The organism is Pseudomonas sp. DF11, assembly GCF_058148565.1.
In genome coordinates, this window is record NZ_JBYVYN010000010.1 from 12,732 (window position 1) to 37,837 (window position 25,106).

General features: G+C 59.1%; 16 protein-coding genes, 1 tRNA gene and 1 pseudogene. 3 read left to right on the forward strand and 15 right to left on the reverse strand.

Going from position 1 to position 25,106, the window contains the following annotated elements:
- Positions 1 to 25: 25 nt before the first annotated feature.
- The 14 genes and pseudogenes from AC30D9_RS24550 to AC30D9_RS24615 all read right to left on the reverse strand — a co-directional run bounded on the left by AC30D9_RS24550 (position 26) and on the right by AC30D9_RS24615 (position 20,806).
- Positions 26 to 1,267 (reverse strand): glutamine synthetase family protein, encoded by a 1,242-nt coding sequence (locus tag AC30D9_RS24550; protein ID WP_490145108.1) that lies wholly within the window; start codon positions 1,265 to 1,267, stop codon positions 26 to 28.
- A gap of 343 nt (positions 1,268 to 1,610) precedes the next feature.
- Positions 1,611 to 2,303: a sensor histidine kinase gene (locus AC30D9_RS24555; RefSeq protein ID WP_134925458.1), complete on the reverse strand. Its 693-nt coding sequence runs from the start codon at positions 2,301 to 2,303 to the stop codon at positions 1,611 to 1,613.
- Positions 2,296 to 3,903 (reverse strand): tetratricopeptide repeat-containing response regulator, encoded by a 1,608-nt coding sequence (locus AC30D9_RS24560; RefSeq protein ID WP_307575380.1) that lies wholly within the window; start codon positions 3,901 to 3,903, stop codon positions 2,296 to 2,298. The genes AC30D9_RS24555 and AC30D9_RS24560 overlap by 8 nt, the downstream gene beginning before the upstream one ends.
- A 482-nt stretch (positions 3,904 to 4,385) precedes the next feature.
- Complete coding sequence (locus AC30D9_RS24565) at positions 4,386 to 4,982, reverse strand: imm11 family protein (RefSeq protein ID WP_134925460.1); 597 nt, start codon at positions 4,980 to 4,982, stop codon at positions 4,386 to 4,388.
- 61 nt (positions 4,983 to 5,043) lie between these two features.
- The gene (locus tag AC30D9_RS24570) at positions 5,044 to 5,517 is read right to left on the reverse strand and encodes a PoNe immunity protein domain-containing protein (RefSeq protein ID WP_280633902.1); all 474 of its coding nucleotides are present in this window, start codon (positions 5,515 to 5,517) and stop codon (positions 5,044 to 5,046) included.
- A 42-nt stretch (positions 5,518 to 5,559) separates the two neighbouring features.
- Positions 5,560 to 5,940 (reverse strand): annotated as a pseudogene (locus AC30D9_RS24575) (PoNe immunity protein domain-containing protein); the annotation flags it as partial.
- 71 nt (positions 5,941 to 6,011) lie between these two features.
- On the reverse strand, positions 6,012 to 6,881 hold the full coding sequence (locus tag AC30D9_RS24580) for a hypothetical protein (protein ID WP_490145048.1): 870 nt from the start codon (positions 6,879 to 6,881) through the stop codon (positions 6,012 to 6,014).
- A 52-nt stretch (positions 6,882 to 6,933) separates the two neighbouring features.
- On the reverse strand, positions 6,934 to 7,548 hold the full coding sequence (locus AC30D9_RS24585; RefSeq protein WP_490145049.1) for a GAD-like domain-containing protein: 615 nt from the start codon (positions 7,546 to 7,548) through the stop codon (positions 6,934 to 6,936).
- 63 nt (positions 7,549 to 7,611) lie between these two features.
- Entirely contained in the window at positions 7,612 to 8,232 is a 621-nt protein-coding gene (locus tag AC30D9_RS24590) for a hypothetical protein (RefSeq protein WP_490145050.1), read from the reverse strand.
- Positions 8,233 to 8,453: 221 nt separating this feature from the next.
- The gene (locus AC30D9_RS24595; RefSeq protein WP_490145051.1) at positions 8,454 to 8,861 is read right to left on the reverse strand and encodes a hypothetical protein; all 408 of its coding nucleotides are present in this window, start codon (positions 8,859 to 8,861) and stop codon (positions 8,454 to 8,456) included.
- Positions 8,862 to 8,869: 8 nt separating this feature from the next.
- Positions 8,870 to 18,037, reverse strand: a complete 9,168-nt coding sequence (locus AC30D9_RS24600) for a two-partner secretion domain-containing protein (RefSeq protein WP_490145052.1) — start codon at positions 18,035 to 18,037, stop codon at positions 8,870 to 8,872.
- Between the two features lie 45 nt (positions 18,038 to 18,082).
- Positions 18,083 to 18,601, reverse strand: coding sequence for a toxin-activating lysine-acyltransferase (locus AC30D9_RS24605; RefSeq protein WP_307575392.1), 519 nt, complete (start codon positions 18,599 to 18,601; stop codon positions 18,083 to 18,085).
- 9 nt (positions 18,602 to 18,610) lie between these two features.
- A complete protein-coding gene (locus tag AC30D9_RS24610; RefSeq protein ID WP_490145053.1) occupies positions 18,611 to 20,272 on the reverse strand; it encodes a ShlB/FhaC/HecB family hemolysin secretion/activation protein in 1,662 nt (553 codons plus the stop codon).
- A gap of 457 nt (positions 20,273 to 20,729) precedes the next feature.
- Positions 20,730 to 20,806, reverse strand: a tRNA-Arg gene (locus AC30D9_RS24615).
- Between the two features lie 524 nt (positions 20,807 to 21,330).
- Between AC30D9_RS24615 and AC30D9_RS24620 the strand changes: the two genes are divergently transcribed.
- The 3 genes from AC30D9_RS24620 to AC30D9_RS24630 all read left to right on the forward strand — a co-directional run bounded on the left by AC30D9_RS24620 (position 21,331) and on the right by AC30D9_RS24630 (position 23,316).
- Positions 21,331 to 21,657 carry an Arc family DNA-binding protein gene (locus AC30D9_RS24620; RefSeq protein ID WP_003204761.1) on the forward strand — a complete coding sequence of 109 codons (327 nt, stop codon included), beginning with the start codon at positions 21,331 to 21,333 and terminating at the stop codon, positions 21,655 to 21,657.
- A gap of 168 nt (positions 21,658 to 21,825) precedes the next feature.
- The gene (locus tag AC30D9_RS24625) at positions 21,826 to 22,635 is read left to right on the forward strand and encodes an AraC family transcriptional regulator (RefSeq protein ID WP_490145054.1); all 810 of its coding nucleotides are present in this window, start codon (positions 21,826 to 21,828) and stop codon (positions 22,633 to 22,635) included.
- A gap of 72 nt (positions 22,636 to 22,707) precedes the next feature.
- Positions 22,708 to 23,316 carry a LysE family translocator gene (locus tag AC30D9_RS24630; protein WP_490145055.1) on the forward strand — a complete coding sequence of 203 codons (609 nt, stop codon included), beginning with the start codon at positions 22,708 to 22,710 and terminating at the stop codon, positions 23,314 to 23,316.
- A gap of 61 nt (positions 23,317 to 23,377) precedes the next feature.
- Here AC30D9_RS24630 and mgtE read toward each other — a convergent pair whose 3' ends face one another.
- A complete protein-coding gene (gene mgtE / locus AC30D9_RS24635) occupies positions 23,378 to 24,820 on the reverse strand; it encodes a magnesium transporter (protein ID WP_134925469.1) in 1,443 nt (480 codons plus the stop codon).
- Positions 24,821 to 25,106 lie beyond the last annotated feature (286 nt).

Genomic DNA, 25,106 nt, shown 5'->3' on the forward strand with positions numbered 1-25,106 from the left:
AAGATAGCCCGAATGCGGCGGTTCTTTATGCCTGGGCCGCTAGGACACGTCGCTCCCAGGGCGTGATTTCATCGAAGAAGCTGGTCAGCTCCAGGGTCTTGGAAGCGATGTAGCCTTCGATGAACTCCGTGCCGAACAGTTCCTTCGCCAGATGACTACGCTTCAGACGCTCCAAGGCGGCATGCAAGGTACATGGCAACGACAGATTATCCGGCACTTCGAATTCACCCTGGATCGCCGCGCTCGGCTCCAGGCGATGTTCAATCCCGTATAACCCGGCAGCCAGGCTGGCGGCAATCGCCAGGTAGGGGTTGGCATCGGCCCCCGGCAAGCGGTTCTCGACCCGCCGGGCCACCGGCGAACTGGCGGGAATCCGCAAGCCGGCCGAACGATTGTCATGGGACCAACAGGCATTGTTCGGCGAAGCGAACGGATGGCACAGGCGCTGATAGGAATTCACGTTCGGCGCGAACAACGCGGTGAAATCCGCCAGGCACGCCTGTTGCCCACCGATGAAATGCCGGAAAGTGGCCGTCGGTTCGCCCGCCTCGTCGCTGAAGACGTTACGACCGCTGCCTGCCTCGACAACGCTTTGGTGGATATGCATCGAACTGCCCGGCGTGTGAGCCAGCGGCTTGGCCATGCAAACCACGGTCAGGCCGTGCTTGAGGGCCACTTCCTTGAGCAGGTGCTTGAACAGGAACGTCTGGTCGGCCAGCAACAAAGGGTCGCCGTGCAGCAGATTGATCTCGAACTGGCTCACGCCCATTTCATGCATGAAGGTGTCGCGAGGCAAGCCCAGCGCCGCCATGCATTCATAGACTTCGCTGAAGAATGGGCGCAGGCCGTTGTTGGAGCTGATGCTGAACGCCGACTGGCCGTCTTCGCGACGCCCATCCAGGCCCAGCGGCGGCTGGAACGGCTGGGTCGGATCAGCATTGGGGGCGAACACGAAGAACTCCAGTTCGGTCGCCACCACCGGGGCCAGGCCCAGGGCTGCATAACGAGCGACAACGGCCTTGAGCTGGCCGCGCGTGGAGAGCCGGGAGCTTTCACCGGTCAGTTCGTCGGCATCGCAAATCGCCAGAGCACGGGGCTGTTGGCTCCACGGCAGGCGGTGGATCTGTTTCGGGTCCGCCACCAGCGCCAGGTCACCGTCATCGCTGCCGTAGAAACGCGACGGTGGGTAACCGCCCATGATGCATTGCAGCAGCACGCCTCGCGCCAGTTGCAACCGCCGACCTTCGAGGAAACCTTCGGCGGTCATCACCTTGCCCCGCGGCACGCCATTCAAATCCGGCGTAACGCATTCAATCTCATCAATGCCCGTCAGTCGCTGCGCGAGTGAACGCTGGCCATCGGTCGTCATGACGCAATCCTTGTTATGTGCGAGCCGCGAACGGCAACCCGTACAAAATAGGCTTCGGCTGTTCGGAATATCAAGCACCCGGTAAGAATAAACACCGAACCTTGGAATACATTGTGGGAGCGGGCTTGCTCGTGAAAGCGGTGGGTCAGTAAAACATTTGCAATGCTGACACACCGTCTTCGCGAGCAAGCCCGCTCCCACAGGTTTTATGTGGTGGCAGCGCTATTTATGCAGGGCATGTTCAGGGCAGGTAAAGCCGGAACACTCCACCGCCCAACACACCGCCATTGGCAATCTCAGTCCGCCCGCTCACGCCGCCGCGCTGGTGCAGCCCGGCAATCCGCGCAGCAAAGTACAAGCCCAACCCGGTGCTGCCGCTGCTGTGGTTGATACCCTGCACATACTCGGCCTGACGCTCGATCATCTCTGGCGGGTAACCTTCGCCGTCGTCATTGATGGTCAGCACCAGTTGCCCGGCCTCGTCGCTCACACTGATCAGCAACGCCTGGCGCGCATGACGAATGGCGTTGTTGATGCAGTTGTCGAGCACCGAAGCCACCAGCTCGCGGTCGAAAAAGCCCAGGGGGCTGAGCGGATCGACGTCGTAGGTGGCCATGATCCCGCGACTGCGGAATACATCCTGATGGCCGGCCAGTTGCGCCTCGATGAAATCGTCCAGCTCATGATAGGCCGGGTGCAGCGGCAACTGGTTGACGCCGAGCTTGTACAGCCCCAGCAACTGCACCATCAGGCCATTGAGATGAGCGAACTCGAACTCGATGACGCCCTGCTCCGAGGTCTGGCGCTCGGCGTCGGGCAGGCGCTCGAGCCATTGCCCATGCGCCTGCATGAGCAAGGTCAGGGAGTTTTTCATGTCGTGCACGGTAGACGCGATCACCGTGGAAAAATCGAGTGCCTGTTCGCTGTCATTCATCGCCAAATGCCTTGCTTCGCAGTTTTTGATAACGCGCAAAACGCGCATCAGTGTCGGGCATCATGCCCACCAGTTTCAGGCAGGCGCGGCACTCCTGCAGCAGTTCCGATTCCACACTGGTATCGGTGCCGTGCAACAGGGACTGCGCCATGTTCAGGGCAATACTGATGTTCTTCGGTTGCATCTTCAGGGCCCGGCGGAACAACTCCCGCGCCTCCGGCAACGCGCCGGTCTTGTAGACCCGCACGCCTTCGCGGTTGAGCTCGGCGGCGGCGTTGCCTTGGTTGAGGATGTTCGGGTCGTCGGTGAGCTTGGCGATGCCTTGCATCACGGCCGGGTCATCACCGTAGATTTCCGCGCAGTTCTTGAGCATCGATTCGCCGGCGCTGGTCTGCCCGAGCATTTGCAACTGCTTGGCCACCAGCAACGCGGCCTCGGCACTCATGAACTGCTCCATGCCATCGAGGCGCTGCAAAGCCTGTTCGGTGAGTTTCTCGGCGGTCTCGGCATCATTGAGCAACAGGCTGGTGGCCTTCATCAGCCGCGCCCGGACCTGCAGCCCGGGGTCGTTGAGGTTCTCCTTCGCCACGGCGCTGAGGGTCGTGTTGATCTCCAGCCGGGTCCGGGTATCGAGACCTTTTTCGCTGCCCTTGCTGATCAGTGCATGGGCCAGGCCGAGATTGCTTTCCGGGTCCTTGAAGCGCGACTGCGCGCCCTGCCCGACCGCCTGGCGATAGGCCCGGGAAGCCGTGTCGTAGTCTTCGTTGGTCATCGCCAGCTTGCCCAGCAACGATTGACGGCGCACCGCCAGCGGCGACAGGCGCACCGCTTCTTCCAGCACGTGCTGCGCCTGCTTGGTGTCGCCTTCGGCCACCAACACCTCGGCCATGCCGTCATACAACGCCGGCATCATCGGGAAGACTTTCAGGGCCTTTTCATAAACGGCCTTGGCCTGCCCCACCTGGCCGCGCTTGAACATCAACTTGCCCAGCCCCGCGTAGGCCCACGGCAACGGACGATCCTCGAGGATGGAGTTGTACAGTCGCTCCAGGGCTTCGTTCTGATTCAGGTCGCGCAACGCATCGGCGCGATAACGCAGGCACAACGGCCCGTAGCGCGGATCCTGCTTGCACAGGGCGATGCAGGCATTGAGCACTTCCATTGGCTTGCCACGATCCAGGGCCTGCAGGATCGGCTTGAGCAAGGTCTTGCGCTGCTCGAGCCGTTCCAGCCGCTGGGCCAGGCCGGAGCGGTTGAACGGTTTGGTCAGGTACGCATCGGGCTCATGCTCCAGGGCACTGAGCACCATCGCCTGGCTCGTCTCGGCGGTCACCATGAGGAACACACTTTCATGGCTGATCAACTTCTCGACCATCAGGTCTTCGAGCACCTGCTGGCCATTCTTGCGCCCGTCGCCCAGGTGATAGTCCTGCAAGATGAAGTCATAGCGCTTCTGCGAACACATGCGCAGCGCCACTTCACCGGTGTCGGCGGTGTCCACGTCCTTGACGCCCAGCTCACGCAACATGGAGCGGATCGAACTGCGGAAATCCGAGAAATCATCGACGATCAGAAAACTTTTTTGGTGGTACGCCAGCATCGAGGATGTCCAGGCAAGTAAGAAAATAACCCAATGGCATAACAACGAAATGCCGTGTCACAGCCCCGAGGCGCGCAGATGATAGCCACCAGCCAGCAACGTTCAAGGGATTTCAGCAACCGCTTGGCCTGGCTGTGTCGTGACGCACATTGCGAGCCGAAACGCTGGAGAAAACCGGGCTCATCGGGTTATCGGCAGGAGGTGGCGTTCCGTTAAGAGGAACGTGGGGGAGAAACCGCGTGCGGACGACCTGCCAGGCACAGAGTCGCGACAAACAAAGAATCTGTGGCGAGGGGATTTATCCCCGCTGGGTCGCGAAGCGGCCCCCAATCTGCGCTTGCGGTGTATCAGTTTGATCCGTTGCCGTTTTGGGCTGCTTCGCAGCCCAGCGGGGATAAATCCCCTCGCCACAATGGGTGATGTAAAACCTCCCTCTTCGACTCAGTCTCTTGCCTCGCAGCGAACGTACTGGCTCCCGCTAATCAACAAACAACTTCACCCTCGCCATTCACACCTTCGAATAACATCCCTGTAAGACCTGCTCGCTCCAGACTAAGCTTCACATCCTCGCTCACTATCAACGCCCCCAAATGCTTCTTGACACGAAAAATATGTTTTCCCTGAACCTTGGCAGGATCAATGACGAGGTTCAGAAAAACACTGTATTCGCCAGCTCGATCAGGTCGTACGGGGTCATTGACCTCATATTTTTTGAAGGCGGACCGTGATTCGTCCACGCAATCCAATTGGGTCTCGACAATCATTACGTAGTGACAAACGTGAGCTTGCTCCCCCGCAACCGTCACTGGCTCAAGCACGACATTCATATACGGTTCATCAACGTCGGGAATTCCCACCAATGCATCCCTGGCCTTTTCGCTCAGGACCGGCACAGAGGCATATCCAGCCAGGGAAAAATCCAGATTCACGCCTTTCTCGCGAACCTCAAGGGCATAGGTACACGGCTCCATGTACTCAGAAGGGGGATCGATGAAGAGCCAGTTGTTGCAGTGTTTTATATCGCCCAAATACCAGCGTTCTGGAAACTGCACATCTTCTCGCAACAGGTAATACTTCATTTCAGCTCGCCGCATGTCATTACTTAACTGAAAGAAAGGGCTGTAGGCCTGCTCGAAACCGCTAATGTCGCCTCAACAACTTCGCCCAAAAACCAACCTTACTCTCCACCGCCAACGCAGCAGGCAGTTCAAGTTCCTGCCTCGCCGGATGCGTACTCGGGCCGTTGGGCCTCAATAAGTCCCCAGGGTAATGCTCAAGCCCCAAGCACTGTGAGTCGTCCATATCGAAAGCCTTGACCGCCACCACGGCCTCTACGCACCAACGACCGAAATAGGCGCCGCCGTCGAAGTTTTCATCGCCGTAGGTGTACCAATAGGGATGTTTATAATTGACCGCCTGTGGATCAGAGCCGGTTTTCGCTCCCGTACGTATTTCCTGATACCAGTGACTGACGAAAGCCTCCAGCTTTGAGGCTTGCGCATCCACCGGTACATCGACTGCCGCCAGCAATCGTCCATAGGGTTTAGGGTAAAGGAGAACGGGCCCTACTGTGCGCGCTGGACTGCGACTCGCGATGATCCGGTCGAGCAGCACATCCTCCCCTTCGTTGCCGATAAGGACCAGCAGCCTTTGCCATTGATCATCTGGTATTTCCAGTGCCAACCCCAAGCCGACCAACCAGAAGCAGACAATGTAATGATCGTAGTTGACGCGCCAGCTGTGACGGGTGAGTTGCTGCTCCGGAGTCCAGACTTACGCACCGAGACGCTCAGCCTCCTCCCAGGCATCGAGTAATCCAGGGAAATAACGCGACAGGTCGGCAATAGGACATCCGGCAGAGTAGCGACTTAGCATCTGGTGCCAGTGTTTCTGCGCAATGATGAAAACGTACTGCGGCGCATAGTCGGGATCGCCGGCAGGTTTAGCGGCGGTTTCAAGCGCATCAACGATGCTCTGATCACTATACTCAACCCATTCCGACCAGTAGCGGGAGTCTCCTAGCGGTGCCCGAATCACCTATGTTTCCTCCCGAAATTTAACATCCTGGAATTTGCCTGTATTTAAGCTGGGAGCCCGTGCGCCTATACCTAAAGCCCGAAGAAACGCTCGTAGGCCGTCTCCACCCGAACAGCAAGCTGATCAGAAATGATGACCAGGTTTTCTAGCGCAGCCGTCTCTGCGGACAACAACGGACTCGACACCGCTGGAGCAGTCAAACCCAGTTGCTGTCGGACCTGGAAAATCGCGTGGATCTCTAAAGGCAACAGATCGAAAGGCGCATGCTTGAACTCAGGATCCCAGGCCCCACCGTTGTCTTCAGCGTTGGATAAGTGATATCGACAAAGCGCTTCCAGCGCATCAGCAAGCCCTTGCTCATTTGTCCATTCGTCTATCACTTTTTGATAAATGCCCAGATCCATCGACTTGATCTCTGGAAGCGCAGCACCTTGCGAATAGACTGAATAAAGCCAGAGCATGAAAGGTTCAAATCGACGCCGTTCAAGATAGCTCGAATCGACGGCGCCTTTGACAGACAACATTCCGGCAAGCACATCGGCCACGGATGCAGCCAGATCACGACGATCAACCGCTATCAACCCGGCCAGCAAGCACCCAGCAATGCTCAACTGGTTAGTCAGATTGGGGACGGTTTGGATGCCTTGAAGAAAACTCGTTTTGGAGAAAGCCTTGGCCTTGAGCATCAGCGCCCAATAACGGTACATCATCGAGCGCGAGACCTCTTCCCAGCCAGTAGCCTCTCCGTCACTGATCGCGACTTCGCCCCGAATGCCGTAATAAGTCGCCAGCATCCCCAACGAGTCAGCCACATTGGCCAATCCGTTTAATGAGTCGCTGGCAAGGTCCTCATCGATATAGTCAAGCTCTTGAGCCGTCAGGCCTTCCGACTGCGACAGCCAGCGCCGGTGCTGATGAAGCCGGACGTTGATTTCATCCATTTCGATATACTCCTTTACGCCAGTACAACGTCGTTCCGCTTACCGTGCTCACTCAGGAACGCATCTGTCGAAGGTTCGTTACGTGAACCTCCAAATTGCACTTAACCAACTGATCCAGCGAAGCCGTCCCTCCAACAAACAATGCCGGCTCAAAACCGTAGACCTCACGCTCGTCAAGTGCACCCAATTTTTTTAGCGCTCGATCAAATAAAAACTCACCTTGATTATCCTCCAGATCATAACGTTCTTTATCAGACATAGCGAAAAACGTCTGAATGGCTAGATCCGGATCTTTATTAGGCACTTTCAGTTTATTCATCAACGCAACGATAGATCCCGTCGGACATGAAACAACAATCTTCTGATTGTATTTCTCCCCCCAAGCATACAGCGTTCCAAAAGCACTCCGGGCAATGACGTGATAATTATCTATGTGCGAAAATTCAGTACCGGCTAACCACATATCGAGCAGGTGTTTGTAATCGTCTGGGTCCACCGTCCAGAAAAGTCCATTGGCATACCCACACCAACCTTCTTTCTGCCAATAGGTGAGCAACGCGTCCGGTAGTACTCCCCGATATTTCGCAATATGGGAGTCAAGCACCTGCCGATATGATGTTGCCTCACCCATTATACGAATGAAACACTCGAAATCTTCGTCTCTCACCTCCGTGTGATCTCCCGTTGGTAGCTCAATGGAGAATATTATTTATGACTGATCCACTCTGCTTTAGTGAGCCACTAAGAACCCACTCTCGGTTAGAGCACAGCGCCCTCCAGCTCGCCAGAATCTAAAGTAAGACTCCAAATTAATATTAAATTCAAACAATGGCCGCCCAACGTACCAAGCAAGATAATAATCCGCAGCCAATCCATAGAACGCCTCAAACAGCGCATAAGTCTGCTCGGCATCAGAAACTCTGCTCCCCCTGATTGCATCCCCAATTTCATCAAACAACCAGTAATGAGGAATATCTTGCTGAAGCCAGTGATCCATATCGTGACCATCAACAAAAAGCATCTGGGCACTTTCACAAATTTTTAGGACCTCGGAATCACCGAGCACCCCGCACACTCTTTCTTGCTCCTTGAACCACTCCCGGCCTAGCTGAATTAATTCGTCCTTTCCAACTTTAAGTCTTGGCAAGAGATACAGAGACTTCTCCATATCTCCAGAGGCTAGAATGCGCTCGGCTCTATCAACCAGCTCTTCCGAAAACGGAAAATAGCTGAATATACGTCGAAGCTCCTCGGAACCACTGTGCGCTTTCAACAATCCCAAAAAGTGAGATTTATCGAAGACTGCCCTGCCTTCACAGAAGGCGCACCAGTCGGACAATAAAGACTTCATACCTATTTCCCCAGCCTTTGGTAGCGGCGGTAATAGAAGAAAAGGGCGAAGAAAAGGGGACAGATTTATTTGGAAACCTAGGAGCCTAACAATTAAATAAACCTTCCCCTTTCCAACAAATAAATCCGTCCCTTTTCCACCTTTTCCACTACAGCCAAGAAGAAAGACTAACACCGATAAAACAACACCGACTCAAGGCCAGTGTCGAGGATAAGTAATGATCAAGAAAATTCTATTTTGCAATCTGACAGAGGGATTGAGCGGCCATCGGAAATAACCAATTGATCACCTTTGATTTGGGCGAGTAATAGACCAAGGCCCATTGCCCCTGCCTCAATATCTTTTCTCCAACCATCAAGATCACCATGATAGGAAATCGCATGAAAAATAGGTCCCGAGGGCGGTGTGACTTTGCACCCGCGATCATTTACCCCTCCGCGAACAGCATTCGGAGGCTCAGAAAAGCAAGTAATGTTATTAAATTGTTTTCGTAGTTTATTTTTCCCATCGTCCGAAAAATAAACAACTTGCTGCCCATCCACAACCGTAACACCAGGTACATTTCGAGCGTTCGACTGCTCAATTTTTCCACCCAGAATTTTTTCTAACGCTTCCCGATCACTACTCATCTCACACCTCACTTTGTTGCCGGGGTAATTACAAATTTAAAGTTTGTGACGCCCGCATCGGCAAACACCTTCGAATAATAACTAGCTAGTTCTCGGCTGTTCGTATGATAAATAACACCGCCATCGAAAGCAGAGGAGTATTTCTTCGCCTGATCTACCATTTTCGTCTGCTCAGCTACTGACCACGGCTTCGAGCCAGCCAGGCTTTCTGGGTTCCGAATAGAACTAGCCCAGTCATCGACAAATTTTGCTTCAATAGCTGTGGGTTTCCCGCCGATCACTGCCACTTCATCAGCGACACCGTTGACACGTTTCCCATCGACAATTGCCGTGTATTTACGTTCAGCAAATGCAGTATCCCCATACATCCCACGCACACCACTTTCGTAACTCTGTGCCTTATCGATGGCCCGGCTACCACTCACAGCAACCGGATTGGTTGTTTCCAGCGCGGTACCTGCCCCTTTTGCACCAACATTGTACTCCCCCGCATTCTCGACAACCTTCCCATTAACAGTCGTCGTGCCAGGGCCATACCCCCCCTCAAGTTTTTTGCTATACGCCCCCTCCACGCTGCTCCACTGCATCGGCTTACCAGCCGCAGCTTCAGCTTTGGCAATGTTGGCCATATCGGCCATTTTTTCAAGCTCTTTGGCCCCCACCTTGATCCCGGTTTTCGCCAGCGCCACGCCGCCCTTGGCCGCCGTGCCCACGCCCGTGGCGATGGTGCCGACTTGCCAGACCAGTTCGCCAATATCCTCGCCCAGTTGCACGGCACGTTCGTCGCCGCCGTGTTCCAGGGCGTCTTCGATACGTGCGATTTTGGCTTTGGCGTCATCGACCATGGCGTTGCCTAATCTCTGGCGCGCCTCGGGATCCTCGATCAAGGCTTTGATACCTTTGATCCCTTCAACCGGATTAAGAAGGAATTGCGCCAGCCCTTCGACGTCGCTCCAACCCGCCTGCGCCAAGCCCTTGCCGATGCCGAATCGGGTCAGTACTTCTTGTTTTTGGTAAATGTACGCCCACTTGGCAACCACCTTAGTTTTGCCCACCAGGTCAGCCTCGCTGTACTCCTTCTCGGCCTGGACCAACTGCTGGGTCGCCAGCCAGTTGTTGTCCACCGCAGCGCCGGCGGCGCTGTTGGCGGTGGCCGGGTCCAGCGAGGAGCTGGTGGCGGCCAGCCCGGTGACGATGCTGACGATCAGGTTGCGCTTGGCTTCGCGCTGGGCTTCGCTTTCGTCGGGGCTGGCTTCGGAGAACAGGCCGGTGAGCAGGCTCGACGCCGCCGCGCCTGCCGCGCCGCTGCCACAGCTCTGGCTGCTGGCGGCGGCGCCCGCGCAGGCGACGATCCCGTGCAGGGCGGCGTGCAACGGCGAGCCTTCGGTGAGCTTGCCGTCCGCCACCAGGTCGCCGATATAGCCAGCCCCCTGCTGCTGCAGGTAGTTGACCACCAGCCCTTGGACGAACGCACTGTTGCCGCCACTGATATTGCCGCTGGCCGCGCCCACCAGGGCGGTGGTGATCTGCCGGTAGGTGCCGCCCGCGCCCCACTTGTCGGCGATGCCGCTGGCTTCTGTATTCAGCCGCTGGGAATTGTTGAGCAAGGCCAGACGCTGGACGTCGGTCAGGTCGGCGTTCGGGTCGAGGGCCTTGGCCCGGTCAGCCTCGGCCTGTTTGCGCTTGAGGTCGACCTCCTTGGCCTTGTTGGCGAGCAAGGTGCTGGCTTCGTTGGAGAACGCCCCGACGATCTCGAAACCGGCACGGATTTCGTCTTCGTCGAAGATCGGCTTGAGGGTGTTGCTGGTGTCGCGGTCGCTGGACACGTCGCGGTTGAGGCTGGCGACGGTTTGCTCGCCATTCTTGCCGGTGCGCTTCTGTTGCTCGGCGTCGTTGCTGATGACGATGGTGCCGCCACTGATGCCGCTGCGGGTGACGCTGCTGGCATCGTCGCTGGCACTGATGGCGATCGGCATGGTGGCGCTGAGGTCGTTGTCGTTCTTCGGCAGGTCGGTGCCCGGGGTCTGCGTGCCACCGCTGGTGGCGTTGCCCTGCTGGTCCTTGCCGACTTCGCGATAGCCGCCACCGACGCTGACAGTGCTGGCGTCGTACTCGGCCTTGTTCTTGATGTCGCGGCTGGTGAGGCTGGCGGTGACCAGGCGATTCTTGCCGTCCTGCACGGCCTTGTCGCTGCTGGCGATGACCGCGCCGACCAGGTCGGTGTTACCCCCGACGCGAATGTCGAACCCGTCATCCCCGGCCTTGATGCCCGATTGCTCGATCACGCTGGCGTAGTTGGAATCGATGTCCGTGGCGCCGAAGCTGCCGCTGACGCCGTTGACTGAACTCATGCCGTAGCAGAACGGCGGAATGCACAGGCTGATGCCAACGCCCAGGTTCTTCTCATCGACCACGTAGGTGTTGGTGTCTTGCAGGCTTTCGATGTTCAGGTCGCCGCCGATGTCGGCCAATACCTGCTTGCCGCTCGCCACCGCGCCTCTGAGGTTGGTGTCACCGCCGGAGGACAGCAGCAACTGGTTGCCCGCCTGGACATGGGTATTGGTATGGGTGAGTCCATCGCCATCCGCCTGGCCACGACTGCCGGATGCACCCAGGTCCAGGGTGAAGCCGTTACGGGCACCGAGGGAGAAGCCGATGCCGATGCTCGCGCTGCTGCCTTTGCTGTCGGTCTCCTGCTTGTCGATATTGCGGGCGGCGAGCAGGTTGATGTCACCGTCCGCCAGCAGGCTGGCATTGCGTCCGGCCTTGATATCACTGCCTTGCACGGTAATGTCGCTGGCGGCTCCGGCCCCCGTCGCGCGCAGGCGGATGTCGTTGCCGGCGGTCATGGTCGAGCCGGCCGCGCTATCGCTGGTGTAGGTGGTGGTGCTTTCGTTCTTCTTGGTGCCCAGGGACAGGCTGATGTTGATCCCGCCCGCCGCGCCCGGGTCCATCGCCACGGCGGTGGCGGCGTTGTTGGCGGCCATGACGGCGGTAGCGGCGGCCAGGGCCTTCATGCGCCCGTCGTCGGTTTTCTCCGACGCCCGTTTCATCTGCTGGGATGTCTGGATCGCGCTGATCACCGGGTTGGTCACGGTGAGGGTGAACCCGGTCTGCTTGAACAGCGTCTCGCGCTCGCGCTCGCGGGTGTTGCGAGCCTCGACGACGTCGATGGTCTGCGCCGTGACGTCGATGTTGCCTTGGGGCGCCGACACCTGGCTGCCCACCTGGCGATAACCCTTGCCGGCTTCGATCAGCACATCGCCAGCGGTCGAACCGACGGTACTGGCCACGGCCGTATGCTCGGTGGTGAGGTCCTTGACGCTCTGTTGCTGGGTGCCCAGGGTGACGGCAATGCCACCGCCGCTGAACAGGCCGCTTTTCTTCACGGACTTGTCGTGGCGTTCGCTGCTGCTGTCAGTGTCCGCTTCGATGTTGACGTTGTTGTCCGCCACCAGGACAGTCTGGGTCGTGGACACCACGTTGCTGCCCTTGAGGTTGATGTCACGACCGGCCTGCACATAGGTCTGCTCGCCGCTCAGGGTGGAGCCTTCGGCCGAGGTCTGGCTGAGCGTGTCACGGGTGGTGGTGGTCTTGCTGGAGAACATCCCGTTGCTGCCTTTGACCTTGTGCGCTTCATCGGCGAACTGGTAGTTCTGGCCGGCGGTCAGGTTGACGTCGCGCTTGGCCTCGACGAACACCGCGCCTTGCTCACTGGTGACACGGGCGGCGCGAGCGTTGAGGTCCTGGCCCGCGCTCAAGCGCACATCGCCCTGCCCTTGGATCAGGGAGCCGACTTCGGTCCGGCTGGCGTCCTTACGCCAGTTGCTGCTGTTCCAGGTCAGCGCTTGCTGGTGCGCTTCGCCGACGGTGGCCAGGTTGATGTTGTTGCCCGCCTCCAGCAACGTGCTACCGCCCTTGCCGGCATTGACCACCTGGGCCCCGGTGAGGTTGAGGTCGTTGCCGGCACTGACCCCCATCGTGCCCTGGGCACCGCTGACGAACAGCCCGGCCACCCGCGACAGGTTGGTGCGGGTGCCTTGGGCGCTGCTGCTGTCCCGGCTGCTGGAGATGACGTTGATGTCTTGCCCGGCCTTGACCGACAGGCTGTCCACGGCACCGATCAGGCCGCCAAGATTGTTGAGGTTTTCCCGCGCGGTGAGCGATGCCTTGTCGGCCTGGATGCGCCCACCGAGGTTCTCGATGTTCTGCGCGGTGATCGCCATGACACTGCGCCCGGCCAGGCTGCCACTGTTGACCAGGTTGCCGGCGATGTTCAGGTTCAACTGCTGCCCGGCAATCAGGGCGCCGGAGCCATTGAGGTCGCCCTCCTGGACTCGCACGTACACCTGCGGCACCAGTACGTTGCGGGTGTCACCGTTGGCCAGGGTGACCTGCTTCTGCACCAGCCAGACGATATCACTGGTCAACTGGGCCATTTGCGCGGAGGTCAGGGCCACGCCGGGCACCAGTTGCCATTGGCTGGCGACAGTCACGGCGTTGTCGATCAGGGCGCGGTACTGCGCTTCGTCATTGGCGTAGCCATCGAGGAAACGTCGGCCGGTGAGTTGCGCGATCTGTTCGCGAATCAATTTCTGTTCGTAGAAGCCGTCGCCCAAACGTTGTTGCGTCAGTGCCGGATCGACTTGCAGGCGCTGCAACATGTAGTCCGACGACAGCCAGGTGCGATAGCTGGCAAAGCGCGGGTCGGTTTCGATCAGGTAGCCGCTGGTGGTCTGGGGATTGGTGGTGAACAGGCTGTTGTTCGGCAATGCCAGGGATGGCCCGCCGCTGCGGATCTGCTCGGCTACGCCTTTGTTGTTGAGGGTGGTCTGGGCCGCGACCTGGACGATGGGCGCCACTTGATAGGTCCTGTCGACCGGGGCGCTGACCGTGCCTGTGGCGGCTATCTGCTCGCTGACACCCTGTGTGGCGCGGGCGCCGATCTGTGTCCCCGTCCCGTTGCCGGCGGCGTTCTGGGCGAACACGGTTGGTTGCAGGGTAATGTCCTGGATCAAGGGTGCGGGCGTGTAGGCGGTGACGGCCGTTCCCTGACGGTCCCGGCCCTTGCGCTGGATGCGATAGAAATTCGTAGCGGTGCCGCTGTCGGTAGTGGTGCGCTGGCCGGTCAGTTCGGTGTTGGTCAGGCTGGCGATGTTGGCCTGCAACAACCCACCGGCAATGATGCGGCTCTTGTCGTTGAGCACATCGCCTGCGTTGATCTGCATCGTCCCACCGGAGAGAATCTGCGCCGGTGCCGAGGTGGCGATCTGGGTTTCCTGGACCACGCGGGTGTAGTCGTAGCGGTTCCAGTTGTCTTTGCGACCCTCAGGCGTGTAGAGGTAAAGGACCTCATCGTTACGCAGGGAAATCTGGTCGCCCTGGTAGCGGTTCGGCGAACCGCTGAGCTGGAATTCCTGCAAGGCCGTGCGGCTGACTTCCACCTGTTGGGTGCTGAAGTGTTCGTTGGTGTTGCGCACGCTTTGCACATCGAGCGACAGGTTGCCGAGGGCCTCGATGGTCGCGCTGGCGTTGGTCAGCAGTTGAGCACGGTCCTGGGCCTTGTCAGTGGCGCTCAGCGCACCGCCGATGGCGAGGTCGCCGGCACTGAAGATCAGCGCCTGTTCGCGGTTGTCCAGGGTGCCGGTGCCAATGTCCAGCGTCTCGCGGGCGGCGATGGTCGCGGCGACACCGTTCTCATCGCGGTTGCTCAGTGCCGAGGTGGCGATCGCCAATCGATCACCGTACAGACGCCCAGTGCCCAGGTTATTCAGCGACAGCGCTTGCACACGCACCTGCTGGCCGTCGATCAGGCCACGGTTGGTCAAGCTGTCGTTGACGGTCAGGCGCACCTGGCCGGCGCTGATCTCGCCATTGGCGGCGTTGTCCAGCGTTTGCGAGTGAACTTGCAACAGGCCGCCCGCCAGCAGTTTTCCGCTGTTGTTGAAAGCCCCACCGGTGCTCAGGTCAACCTTGTTATTGGCCTGGATCTGTCCACTCAGGTCCAGGCCACTTTGCAGGCTGAACGTCAGGTCGCCCAGGCTCAGGGCTCGACCGGTGCCCGCGTAATAGGCGGCGTTGAGGGACAACAGGCTGCCGGCAAGCAAGGTCCCGTCGAGGTTGTGCACCGCCTGGCGACGTTGCGCCGGATCGCGGTCGGTGATGGTCAGGCCTTTCCCTGCGGAGATCAGTCCGCCCTGGTTATCCAGCACCTGGCTGACACCGATGGACAAGCCTTCGTCGGCGCGTACGGCACCGGCCTGGTTGCCGAAGGTGTTGAACGCCAGGCTCATGGCGCGGCCTTCGAGGCCTTGGTTGGTACCTTGGGTGGCGCTGTTGTCGAGCACGTCGGCAGTCACGCCCAGCGTTCCCGCACTGCGCACCAGCCCGCCCTGGTTGTTGAGCGTCTCACCCAGCACCAATTGGACATCGCCAAGGCCCTGCAACTGACCGCCGCGGTTATCCACCCGGGCGCCTTCGACCTGTACGCTCTTCTGGCCAATGATCTGGCCGCCGCTGCCGTTGGTAAGGTCGGTGGCCTTGAGCACCAGCGCGCCCTTGGCGCCGAGGAAGCCGGCGCTGTTGTTGAAATGGGCGCTGTGGATTTCCACCGCGTCCTGGCCGCTGATGCCTTGGGTGGTGCCCGACTGGAGGTTGTTCAGCGCCTGGCTGCCAGTGTCGATGAACAGCTTGCCCTTGGCCTGGATCAGGCCCGCCGCGTTGCGCAATTCGCCGCTGCGCAGGTCGAGGGTTGCGCCGGCATTCAGCGTGCCCTGGCTGTTGTCCACCAGCATGCCGTGGCTGTCCAGATCCAGGGCCTGGCCACTGATCACCCCGCCTTGGTTATTCAGGCCCTGGGCCGACAGATCGATATCGCCCAGCGCTTCAAGGCGCCCGCCGCTGTTGTTCAATGCCTCGGCCGAGACGCTGACCAGCAACCCGGACTTCACCGAACCCAGCACGCCGTTGGTGTTGTTCAACTGCCCGGCGATGATCTCCATGCGCTGGGTGGCGGCGAGCGTGCCGCCGATATTGTTCAAGCGGTCGAACTCTGCGTGCAGCTCACCGCCAGCACTCACGGTGCCTTGGGTGTTATCCAGCAGCTCGCCGCTGACCCTTGTCGTACCGCTGGCGGCCAGCGTCCCGCCGCCGTTGTTGACTTCGTTGTCGGCCGTGACGGTCAACGCACCGTTATCGGTGGCGAGGACTTTACCGCCTTGGTTGTTCAACGCGCCGACCTTCAGGGCCACCGCCCCGGGGCTGCTGACTTGCCCGGCCTGATTGTCAAAACGTTCACGGGCGGTGACCTGCAAAGGTTGCGCACCGGTCTGGAGAATGCGTCCGCGCTGGTTGGACAAGGTCGTGGTGTCGAGCGTGATCTGTTGGCCTTGGGTCAAGCCATCATCAACCACCACCTCGCTGGCCTTGACGCTCAACTTGCCATTGCTCGCCAAAGTGCCTTTGCTGCCGGCCAACTGGTTGGCCTGGATATCCAGGGTGCCTTTGCCAGCGTGCTCGACCTTGCCCCCGCTGTTGTCGAGACGATTGGCGCCAAGCTTCAGGTTGCTGGCGTTGGAGGCAATCCGCCCACTGCTGTTGTCGAGCGTGGCGACGGCTGTGATCGATGTGTCGGCGGTGCCCGTCTGCACCAGCTCACCGCCAGCATTGGAAACATCCCGCGCGCTCAATTGCAGGTTGCCGGCGCTGACTTTGGCCGCATCGGTGCGCAGGGTCTTGGCCGCTTTGGCGGTCAGCACCTGGCTCGCATCGACTTGACTGCCACTGAGATTGGCATCGCCGGCGCTGGCTGTCAGCGTGACGTTGCGGCCCAGGGTCTGGCTACTGCTCAGGTCCAGGTCAGCGGCCTCGACGCCAACATCGCCGCCGGCAAGGTTCTGGCCTTGCGCCTTGACCGTGTTGGCCCGCAGCGCAAGGTTGCCGCTGCTGCCCAGCTTGCCATCCGCCCCAACGCCCGCCGCCAGGCTCGAGGCCTTGGTGCTGCGAAGGGTCTTGGCGGTCAGCGTCGTATTGTTCTGGCTGGCAACGGTGCCGCTGTTGTCGATGTCACCGGCGCTGTCGAGTCTCAGGTCGCCCTTGGCGTAGAGCGTGCCGCTGTTGTCAACGCTGGCGGCAGTGATTCGGGTCGCTGTTGCGCTGCTGATCGCGCCCTGGTTTTGCAGTTTGCCGTCGGCACTGATCACCACCTCACCGGCCATGGCGCCGATCTGCCCGGCGTTGCGCACACCGACGCCGGACTCGGTGCCCACCAGCATGATCTTGCCTGCATACATGCCACCCAATTTGGCAACGTCGATGGCAACGGTGGGTTTTTCCCCATCGGCGGCTGGCAGCGGCGTGGCCTGGGTGTTGTCGGCATTGACCTGATTGCGTCCGGCGGTGACCTTCAAGTCGTTGGCCCACACTCCGGCGTTGACCTGCACCGAGCGGGCAATCAGATCCGTGTAGTCGGTCTCACGGGCATCCAGGCCTTTGCCTTCGATGTTGATGGTGCCGCCCTGCACGGTGTAGCCGGTGATGCGACCGTTCTCCAACTGCGCCCGGCCAGTACTGAGGGTGGCCCGGTCGGCGTTGATGAAGCCGCACCCGTTGCACGTGATGCCGGACGGGTTGGCGATCACCACCTCGGCGCGCTGGCCGGCCACTTCGACGTAACCGCGCAATTGACTGGGATTGCTGGCGTTGACTTCGTTGAGGATGACCCGCGCACTGCCATTGCCCAACATCGGGTTGCCTTCGATCCAGCCGCCCAGTTTCGTCTGGCTATTGCCGATGCCGTTGTTGAGGATCACGCCACGGCTATCGACGTCGAACTGGTTGTAGGTGTTGCGCGAGACGCCGGCGGCGCTGGGGGCCTGGATATTGACCTGCGGCGTACCGTTGGCGCTTTGTATCACGGTCGGTCGCTGGCCGGCTGGAGCACCCGGGTCGGCGACGATGGTTCCAGCCCAGGCCGGTGCCATGCTCAAGGACACCAGGCCGATCGCCGTCATCAAGGCAAAGCGCAACGCCCCGAGCGTCGCCGTACAAGCCGCTGCGCCCGTCGACGGACCGGAGCGGGTCCCCGGCGCCTTGACCTGGCTGGTGACGTTCTCGGCCACGACCATCAGCAGTCCGCGGGCCTTGTTGAAAACGATTCGGTACAGATGCTTGTTCATAGCAATTCCATTTGCGGAGCCAGCCCGCACGAGCAGTGGTTGGAGTTACGCTTCGATTGCCAGTGGGTGGGCGGCAAACCAGGCCTGGGCCTGTTCGGGAATGACCCCGATCCCTTGGAACGTCTTGACCCGCAGGCCGCGCTCATCGCCTCGGTGATAAAGGGCACGGGCGCAGCGATCGATGAAAAGATGACGTTGCAACAAGCGGCTCAATACCGCTGTGTGGCCAAAAGGGGCGACCCAATCGTTGAGCCAGAGGCGCTCGCCGCTGTTCCAGTCGTCTTGTGTCAGCGCCAGCGGCGACTGACGCAAGTAACGCTGCTCTGCCGCCTCGTCGAGGTTGAGCCAGGACAGGTAGAACACCGGCTTACCGTGTTCAGAGCCGAGCACGAACTGGCGATGCTTGAGGGCCGGCAACAGCAGTGTCGGCAAGGTGTGCAACGGCGCATCGCGATGGGCCTTGGAGTGCATCCACAACCAGGTGGCGGAACCGAATACCGCGGCCTCGTTCCAGGGTTCGTCGATCAGGCCGGGGGCGATAATGTCTAGCGTCTCGAACTGCATGGGATCACCTCAGAATGACCAGATGACGGTGAAGGCGCTGGTCACGTTGGCCGTCTCGAAACCATCGGGTTTCTTCAACGGCGTACCCACCGACCAGTCATAGGACAAGCCCTTGTAACCGCCGCGAATACCCACCACGGCCCCTGCCAGGCGCTGGCCGATCAGAAACTCGCTGGCCTGACCGCTGACTTCGCCATAGTCGATACCGGTGTAGAGCTCCTGGCCGCTCTGCCCCAAGGACAGGCCGATTTCGTTGCGCAGGGTCCAGCCACGGTCGGCGGAAAGAATGTTTTCACCATCGAAGCCCCGCACGCTGTAACGCCCGCCAATGGAGAAACGATCCTGGGGCACCAGCGGCGTACGGTTCCATTGCGCGCGCCAGCCACCGATGTAGCGCAGTCGCTGATCGCCGACCACGAACGGCACCTGCAACTGGGCGTCGGCGGTGATGATCTGCGAGCGTGACGTGCCGGCATCAAAATCTTCTTCGGGGGCCCTGAGCGAGTCATGGGCACCGGTGCCACGACGATAGGCGACGCCCAGGTCAAGAATCGAAGCGCCTATGAACTCCCGATGGTCCAGCCCCAATTGCCAGCCGGCCATGCGCCGTTTCTGGTTGCCGATTTCGGTGTCGTCGATGAAGTTCTCCGACGAGCGCGTCCACAGGCTGCCCCAGGCGGTGGTCTTGCGTACGGCGTCGCGGTACAGCAGACGGGACAGACGCAACTCGTTGTTGCGACTCTCGCCCCGGTATTGATAGGTCTGGTTGGCGCCCGCGACGGATTGTTCGTAGTTGTATTCGCTGCTGGTGAACCCCAACTGCCAGTAGCCGAACGGCAACGAATAATGCAGGGTGCTGCCATCGGAGCCACGGTGCCCGGACTCGCCACCGCCCAGGTCATGGTTGACGCTGGCGTAGAACAAATCGTTGAGCGACAGCAGGTTGTCCAAGGACAGCGACACGTTGCCCTGGTATTTCCCCGTGGTCTTACTGCCCGAGTTGTCCACCGACAGGCTCACACGGGCGGGGAATCGCTGGCTCCAGGCGATCACCACGTCGCTCTCACCAGGCTTGGCATCGGCGGCCCGGGCCGGGGCGATCTTGATATCGGCCTCGGCGGTCGGCACGCGCTTGAAGTTTTCCAGCGCCTGCTCGATGTCGCGCAAGTTGAGCAGATCACCAGGATTGGCCGGCATCGCGTTCCAGGCATTGGCGCGGGAACTGGTGCCCTCCTCGAAACGAATATCGCGAATACGCCCGGGCACCAGGGTCAATACCAGCACCCCACTGTTCAAGTCCTGGGCTTCGGCGAGCACGCGAGTGGTGACGTAACCGGCCTCGATGATCGCGTTCTGCATGCGTTTCATGGTCAGGTTGATCCCTTCGCCACCGAGACAACGACCGATGGCGGGATCATCCTTGGGATTGGCAGCGCGCAACGCCCACTGGAATTTTTCCGACGCCTCGCCGATCAGGCGGATGTCATTGATGGCGAAGCAGGGACTTTCCTTGGCGGGCAAGCGTTCGACACCTTCAGCCACGGGCGCCGCTTGCAGGCGCACGTCCGGCCGGGATTCCAACTGATCGCGCAAAACCCGTTCGCGCTCTTGCTGGCGCAGCAGTTCTTCTTCAGGTTCGGCCGCCTGTGCCGCACTCCACGCGCCCGTCATCCATGCCGCCATCAACAGCAGCGCGAGGCGCTTGGCGTTTTGGGCAGATGAACGGGTTCTGTCAACGCGGCGAGAAGCGCTGCTCGGTTTACGCGATCGGCAGGGTGCGGCTGGGCGCATGTCACATCCTTGTGGCCTGAATCAAAGACACGGTGAGTCAGGCCTGCCGGATGCGGCACTGGCACTGACATAAATAAGAGAGGTACGGATTCCATCGAAAACGAAGGAAAAGTCCTACAACGTACCGAGACGGTCAGATAGCAGAGTGGGAAGAAAGTTTCGCATTAGCGAAATATCCTCGATACCAATGGCTAGAAATGGGCAGTTGGTCACAGCTCAGGGGGAGAAATGGCTGTGCCAGGCCTGAACAGCGCGCTCAGGCCGAGGTTGATCGTGCGGGAGATAGGGATGCAAACCGGAAAAGTCAGCGGTAGTTTCGCTAACCCATTGTTTATAATGGTGTCCCAGGGCAGGTTCGAACTGCCAACCTTCCCCTTAGGAGGGGGATGCTCTATCCAATTGAGCTACTGAGACACGAATTGACCACGAGAGACGCGGTGCGTAGGACGGCGTGCATGTTAACGACCTACCCTGCGTTTGTCATGTCGCCCATGGCTTTTTAAGTGTAGGCAAATGGTACTCCCTGTAAGGCTGACAGGTCGTAAACGTCAAGTTTGGCCGCCATTCATCTGCTCTGGCTCGCTTATCCTAGTAAATCGGCCATTTGCCACTATCCTGTACAAGACAGGGACGGCACGCGTTTTTGGCCATTTCCGTTATCCGCCAGACGGTATGGCACATAGACACAATCCGACGGTCACAGATGCGGACCTGTTGATTTTTACCAACCAGTCCGCATTTTTTGATGAAGGGTACTGGCATAACGCCTTTACCCGGATCAGAATTTGTCACAGAATTGGCGCCAATGATCTGGCAATTTTGAGGCATGATGCGGGCCTCTTAACAATTCAGGTTGAACATTTGGCAATGGAGCTTGTCCTATCGACATCCTGCGGCCAATCCCGAGAACCGCTCCCCTGAACTAACCGGTTAAATATATGCGCCCATTGAAACAGGCAATTTATTCCAGCCGTACGGCTGACAAATTCGTCGTACGTCTGCCAGACGGAATGCGGGAACGCATTGCCGAAGTGGCTCGCAATCATCACCGCAGCATGAACTCTGAAATCATCGCGCGCCTTGAGCAAAGTCTTATTCAGGAAGGCGCGTTGGGTGAAGAGTTGAGTATGCGCCTGGACAGCCCAGAGCTGTCGTTGCATGAGCGTGAGCTGCTTCAACGCTTCCGACAACTCTCCCATCGCCAGCAGAACGCCCTTGTTTCGCTGATAGCCCATGACGCAGAAATGGCCGCAGACGCGACCTGATCGCACCGCAAACACTCAAGCCAGCCTTGTGCTGGCTTTTTTTTGCCTGGGGTTTGGCCCAGACCTGCGTTTCTAGCGTTCATCAGAGTCGCTCCCCACCCACACCACTGCCGATAGATGGCAGCGATGTTAAATTGATCCGCTAAAAGCACGGGCTGGGAGGCCTGTATGACAGGTCACGCATTCAAGGTACGAAGAATTGCAGGGCTGGGCGTGGAAATCGTCGAGGCCGATTCGGATCGAACATTTGTCCGGCACATGCACGAACATTTCGGCATTGGCTTGCTTTTGCGCGGGGCACAACGCTCTGCCAGCGGCCGAGGCCCAGTGCAAGCGATTGCTGGCGATCTTATATCGGTCAATCCAGCTGAAGTGCACGACGGAGCCCCCATTGGAGAAGGAACGCGCCGCTGGCAGATGCTGTATTTCGACCCACCGCTCATTGCCCAGGCATTCAAGGATATGACAGACGATGGGGGTATATGCGCCCATGAGTTCGCTTTTCCGGTGCTGCAAAGCCGGCGTGCGGCCGAATTATTCCGCACCTTGTACCGAACAATCGCCCAAGTTGAAGAGTTTGGCGACCAGATGAAGATCGATGAAACGCTTTCGCTTCTGCTCGAACATTTACTGAATCAACCCGTTCCGATATCACCCATGCCAGGTATTGCGGCAAACCGTGCGAAAACCATGATCGACGACGACCCGCAGTCGCCTATGTCGCTTGCATTGCTGGCCAGGGAAGCAGATCTAAGCCGCTTTCAACTCGTGCGCGCCTTCACCCGCCTGACCGGATTGCCCCCTCACGCCTATCTGGTGCAACGACGTATCCAGCGCGCACGGCAGTTGATCGCTGCGGGCATGTCGCTGGCCGACGCGTCCCTTACCAGCGGTTTCGCAGATCAGAGCCATATGACTCGATGCTTCGTGCGCAGCTTTGGATTTTCACCAGGTATGTACGCCCGGCAAAGCCACTAGCAATTTCGTTCAAGACGCCCCCTCGCCATCGCAGGCAGGCTGGAGACTTCATGACTCCAAGGGCAGCGTCGCATGGACCTCGAATTTTTTGCCACATCCCTGATCATGGCGGCTTCGCCTGGCACTGGCGTGGTCTATACGGTAGCGGCCGGCCTGGCCCGAGGCAGGCGCGCGAGCGTGGTAGCCGCATTCAGTTGCACCCTGGGGATCGTGCCCCACATGCTGGCAGCCATCACGGGCCTCGCCACACTGCTGCACGCCAGCCCATTGGCCTTCGAGATCATCAAGTATCTTGGCGTCGCTTACCTGCTGTGGATGGCATGGAGCACACTCCAGAGCCACGGAGCCTTGCACATTGACCCGAACAAAACGCCGCCCTCGAATGGCGCGGTGATTTTTTCGGGCATCTTGCTCAATCTGCTGAATCCGAAGCTGTCGATTTTCTTCCTCGCCTTCCTACCGCAATTCCTCTCACCAGGAGAAACAAATGCCACGTGGCGCATGCTGCAACTGAGCTTCATCTTCATGGCTATCACCTTCGCCATCTTCGTCGTCTATGGCGTGTTCTGCGCATCGATGCGCCACCATGTTCTGGAGCGTCCATCCGTGTTGCAGTGGATACGCCGCATCTTCTCGTCAGCTTTTGTGTTGCTGGCTGCACGACTGGCATTGATGCATTGAGACGCAGAAAATTCCGCGCAATAAAAAACCCGCCAAACAGGCGGGTTTCTGAATGAACGACTCAGAGCAGGAAAATCGTCGCCAACCCCAGGAAAATGAAGAACCCGCCGCTGTCCGTCATGGCAGTGATCATTACACTGGCGCCCATGGCAGGGTCACGCCCCATGCGGGCCAGGGTCATGGGAATCAACACCCCCATCAACGCCGCCAACAACAGGTTGAGCGTCATCGCGGCGGTCATGACCACGCCCAGCGACCAGCTACCATAAAGCAGGTAAGCCACCACACCGATCACGCCTCCCCAGATCACACCATTGATCAGGGCGACCGCCAGTTCCTTGCGCATCAATCGCGACGTATTACCAGTGCTGACCTGGTCCAGCGCCATGGCGCGGACGATCATGGTGATGGTCTGGTTGCCGGAGTTGCCACCAATGCCGGCGACGATGGGCATCAGCGCCGCCAGCGCCACCAGCTTCTCGATGGAGCCCTCGAACAGACCAATGACCCGAGAGGCAACAAAGGCCGTGATCAGGTTGATCGCCAACCAGGCCCAGCGGTTACGCAGGGATTTCCAGACCGAGGCGAAGATATCTTCTTCTTCGCGCAGACCGGCCATGTTGAGGACTTCGCTTTCGCTTTCCTCACGAATCAAGTCAACCATTTCATCGATGGTCAGACGGCCGATCAGTTTGCCGTTCTTGTCGACCACCGGTGCCGAAATCAAGTCATAACGTTCGAACGCCTGGGCCGCATCGTAGGCGTCTTCGTCCGGGTGAAAACTCACCGGATCACTGGCCATGACCTCGGCCACCTGCTTTTCCGGGTCATTGACGAGCAGACGCTTGATGGGCAGCACGCCCTTGAGCACGCCGTCGTAGTCGACCACGAAAAGCTTGTCGGTATGGCCGGGTAGCTCCTTGAGGCGCCGCAGGTAGCGCAAAACCACTTCAAGGCTGACATCCTCGCGGATCGTCACCATCTCGAAGTCCATCAGCGCACCGACCTGCTCCTCGTCATAGGACAACGCCGAGCGCACACGCTCACGTTGCTGGCCGTCGAGGGCTTCCATCAGTTCGTGGACAACGTCCCGTGGCAGTTCGGGCGCAAGGTCGGCGAGCTCGTCGGCGTCCATTTCCTTGGCCGCCGCCAGCAACTCGTGATCATCCATGTCGGCGATCAGGGTTTCCCGAACCGAGTCCGACACTTCGAGCAGGATGTCACCGTCACGATCGGCCTTGACCAACTGCCAGACCGTCAGACGCTCTTCCAGTGGCAAGGCTTCAAGAATGTAGGCAACGTCAGCGGAGTGAAGATCATCGAGCTTGCGTTGCAACTCGACGAGATTCTGCCGGTGGACCAGGTTCTCGACCCGATCATGATGCGGACCTTCCTGGCGATGCGTCAGGTCTTCGACGACCCGCTGGCGCTGCAGCAGCTCAACGACTTGAGCGAGACGATCCTGAAGGCTTTCCTGCGTTTTTTTTACTTCTACTTGGGTCATAGGCGAACTCCACTCCCAGCAGTGGAGCACGCCGGAAGGTTCAATCAGTTAATTCATGATTGGCAAAACTTGATATTGAGTAACTACTGGGTAAGTCCATGGAGATATTCCAAAGCCCCGGCGGGGCTGACGGGCGCAATCATACACCGCTTGATGCTGTCTTGACGCTGTAAAACGTTAAAAAATCATGGCAAGAACAAGCGCTTGCGAGACAAACCTGAACATAGGCTGAACCTGTCCCTTTACGACGACTTATCCGGAAAAGAAAACACACGGTCCGGCACAA

Bases quoted from the DNA above. Each gene is read 5' to 3' on its own strand.
- AC30D9_RS24550 (WP_490145108.1), bottom strand. From the start codon at position 1,267: ATGACCGCCGAAGGTTTCCTCGAAGGTCGGCGGTTGCAACTGGCGCGA.
- AC30D9_RS24555 (WP_134925458.1), bottom strand. From the start codon at position 2,303: ATGAATGACAGCGAACAGGCACTCGATTTTTCCACGGTGATCGCGTCT.
- AC30D9_RS24560 (WP_307575380.1), bottom strand. From the start codon at position 3,903: ATGCTGGCGTACCACCAAAAAAGTTTTCTGATCGTCGATGATTTCTCG.
- AC30D9_RS24565 (WP_134925460.1), bottom strand. From the start codon at position 4,982: ATGAAGTATTACCTGTTGCGAGAAGATGTGCAGTTTCCAGAACGCTGG.
- AC30D9_RS24580 (WP_490145048.1), bottom strand. From the start codon at position 6,881: ATGGATGAAATCAACGTCCGGCTTCATCAGCACCGGCGCTGGCTGTCG.
- AC30D9_RS24590 (WP_490145050.1), bottom strand. From the start codon at position 8,232: ATGAAGTCTTTATTGTCCGACTGGTGCGCCTTCTGTGAAGGCAGGGCA.
- AC30D9_RS24595 (WP_490145051.1), bottom strand. From the start codon at position 8,861: ATGAGTAGTGATCGGGAAGCGTTAGAAAAAATTCTGGGTGGAAAAATT.
- AC30D9_RS24600 (WP_490145052.1), bottom strand. From the start codon at position 18,037: ATGAACAAGCATCTGTACCGAATCGTTTTCAACAAGGCCCGCGGACTG.
- AC30D9_RS24605 (WP_307575392.1), bottom strand. From the start codon at position 18,601: ATGCAGTTCGAGACGCTAGACATTATCGCCCCCGGCCTGATCGACGAA.
- AC30D9_RS24610 (WP_490145053.1), bottom strand. From the start codon at position 20,272: ATGACGGGCGCGTGGAGTGCGGCACAGGCGGCCGAACCTGAAGAAGAA.
- AC30D9_RS24620 (WP_003204761.1), top strand. From the start codon at position 21,331: ATGCGCCCATTGAAACAGGCAATTTATTCCAGCCGTACGGCTGACAAA.
- AC30D9_RS24625 (WP_490145054.1), top strand. From the start codon at position 21,826: ATGACAGGTCACGCATTCAAGGTACGAAGAATTGCAGGGCTGGGCGTG.
- AC30D9_RS24630 (WP_490145055.1), top strand. From the start codon at position 22,708: ATGGACCTCGAATTTTTTGCCACATCCCTGATCATGGCGGCTTCGCCT.
- mgtE (WP_134925469.1), bottom strand. From the start codon at position 24,820: ATGACCCAAGTAGAAGTAAAAAAAACGCAGGAAAGCCTTCAGGATCGT.